Source organism: Petrotoga sibirica DSM 13575, from assembly GCF_002924625.1.
GTDB lineage: Bacteria > Thermotogota > Thermotogae > Petrotogales > Petrotogaceae > Petrotoga > Petrotoga sibirica.
On record NZ_JAHC01000042.1, the window covers coordinates 1 to 2,906 of the forward strand.

At 51.1% G+C, this 2,906-nt stretch carries 2 rRNA genes; both read left to right on the top strand.

Annotated elements, in window-relative coordinates:
• Nucleotides 1–227: 227 nt before the first annotated feature.
• Nucleotides 228–1,739: ribosomal RNA gene (locus AA80_RS09790) — 16S ribosomal RNA — on the top strand.
• Nucleotides 1,740–1,823: 84 nt separating this feature from the next.
• A 23S ribosomal RNA gene (locus tag AA80_RS09795) occupies nt 1,824–2,906 on the top strand; the annotation flags it as partial.

The following is a 2,906-nucleotide window of genomic DNA, read 5'->3' on the forward strand; positions in this document are numbered from 1 at the left end:
AATTCACAATAATTTACAAATAAGTTCATAAAAAAGAAATTGACAAAAGGTAGAGTGATGTGGTAATATATACAACGCTGATGGATGAAAGAGTAAATGAAGTTTGCGTTTGTGTGCAAACGAAGTTCTTTAAAAAAAGGAAGAATTTTGAAATTGGGGAGTTTGATAGGTGAACCCCTTGATGTATGTTGGTCTTTGAAAAGTAGATAGAGGAGGCCCAAGAGTTTAGGATGAAGGGTTTGATCCTGGCTCAGGGTTAACGCTGGCGGCGTGCGTAACACATGCAAGTCGAACGGGCCATTACTCTTTGGAGTGATGGTTAGTGGCGAACGGGTGAGTAAAAGGTAGGGACCTACCCCGAGGACAGAGATAGCTACTGGAAACGGTAGGTAAACTCTGATAAGCCCGAGAGGGGAAAGTGGAAGGCAGCCTTGGGATGGACCTACTATCCATCAGGTAGTTGGTGAGGTAAAGGCTCACCAAGCCGATGACGGATAACCGGTGTGAGAGCATGTACGGTCACAAGGGCACTGAGACACGGGCCCTACTCCTACGGGAGGCAGCAGTGGGGAATATTGGACAATGGGCGAAAGCCTGATCCAGCGACGCCGCGTGAAGGAAGAAGTCCTTCGGGATGTAAACTTCTGAACTAATCGAATAAAAGGGTAGTGGACACACTACAGAAGAAGGTAGATTAGGAAAAGTCCCGGCTAACTACGTGCCAGCAGCCGCGGTAAGACGTAGGGGGCGAGCGTTGCCCGGAATCACTGGGTGTAAAGGGGACGTAGGCGGATGATCAAGTCATCTGTGAAAAGATTGCTCAACGATTGGCTTGCGGATGAAACTGGTCATCTTGGGCGTAGCAGAGGTAGACGGAATTACCTGAGTAGGGGTGAAATCCGCAGATACAGGTAAGAACGCCGGTGAAGAAGTTGGTCTACTAGGCTACAGCTGACGCTGAGGTCCGAAAGCCAGGGGAGCGAACCGGATTAGATACCCGGGTAGTCCTGGCTGTAAACGATGCTCACTAGGTGTAGGGAGCGAAAGACTCTCTGTGCTGAAGCTAACGCGATAAGTGAGCCACCTGGGGAGTACGTCCGCAAGGATGAAACTCAAAGGAATTGACGGGGGTCCGCACAAGCGGTGGAGCATGTGGTTTAATTCGAAGCTAACCGAAGAACCTTACCAGGGATTGACATGTAACTGAAGGTAGAGAAATCTACTGGCCTGCCGTGAGGTAGGAGGTTACACAGGTGGTGCACGGTCGTCGTCAGCTCGTGCCGTGAGGTGTTGGGTTAAGTCCCACAACGAGCGCAACCCCTACAATTAGTTACCAGCAAGTAAAGTTGGGGACACTAATTGGACAGCCGCCGACGAGGCGGAGGAAGGAGGGGATGACGTCAGATAAGCGTGCCCCTTATACTCTGGGCGACACACGTGCTACAATGGGGAGGACAAAGGGAAGCGAAGCCGAGAGGTGGAGCGGATCCGAAAAAACTCTCCGTAATATGGATTGTAGGCTGAAACTCGCCTACATGAAGCTGGAATCGCTAGTAATCGCAGGTCAGCCAAACTGCGGTGAATACGTTCCCGGGCCTTGTACACACCGCCCGTCACGCCACCCGAGTTGGGAACACCTGAAGGCAGTACGGAAGGTACTGTTGAAGGTGGGCTTGGCGAGGGGGGCGAAGTCGTAACAAGGTAGGTGTACCGGAAGGTGCGCCTGGATCACCTCCTTTCTAAGGAGAATTTAATGTTTCTACCTCCTCTATCTACTTTTGAGAGAGTAGAAGTAAGAGCTCATTGACAAGTGCATAGAGTAAGTCCAAAGTAATAAGGGCATACGGTGGATGCCTAGCCAGCTGGAAGCGAAGAAGGACGTGGTAAGCTGCGAAAAGCTGTGGGGAGCTGCAAACGAGCGAAGATCCACAGATATCCGAATGGGGAAACCTGCCGAAAGGCATCCTGGAGACAGGAGGCGAAGCTGGGGAAGTGAAACATCATAGTACCCGGTGAAAAGAAATCAAACGAGATTCCCGGAGTAGCGGCGAGCGAAAGGGGAAGAGCCCAAACAGTAGCGATGTAAAAGCGGGCAGGCGTTGTTGCTACTGGGTTGAGGGTAACAGCTACCCGAACTGCCAGATAGGGGGTTGGATATATATAAGAAGTGGAAAGGCATGGGAAGGCCTACCGGAGAAGGTGAAAGTCCTGTACACGTAAATATATATATTCGACTGCTGTTAACCCGAGTAGCGTAGGACACGAGGAATCCTGCGTGAAGCTGGGTGGACCTCCATCCAAGGCTAAAGAGGACAGCTGAGCGATAGTGGAGAAGTACCGTGAGGGAAAGGTGAAAAGGACCCCGGGAGGGGAGTGAAAGAGAACCTGAAACCGTATGCCTACAGGAAGCGGGAGCGAAAGTGACCGCGTGCCTTTTGATTAATGAGCCTGCGAGTTATTTTCGGTGGCGAGGTTAAGCCGGTAGGTGGAGCCGAAGGGAAACCGAGTATGAAGAGTGCGACAGTCACCGGAAATAGACCCGAAGCCAGGTGAGCTACCCATGTGCAGGATGAAGCTTGGGTAAAACCAAGTGGAGGTCCGAACTGGTGGATAGTGAAAAATCCTCAGATGACATGTGGGTAGGAGTGAAAAGCTAACCGAACCTGGGGATAGCTGGTTCTCCCCGAAACGTGTGTAGGCACGGCCTCTGGAAAAGAGTTATGGAGGTAGAGCACTGAATGGTGTAGGGGGGTAGACCTCTGAAACCAATCAAACTCCGAATGCCATAACTGGATGCCAGGGAGAAAGACTATGGGGAATAAGCTTCATGGTCGAGAGGGAAAGAGCCCAGACCGACAGCTAAGGTTCCGAAGAAGCGGCTAAGTGTGAAAGGAAGTGGACCTCTT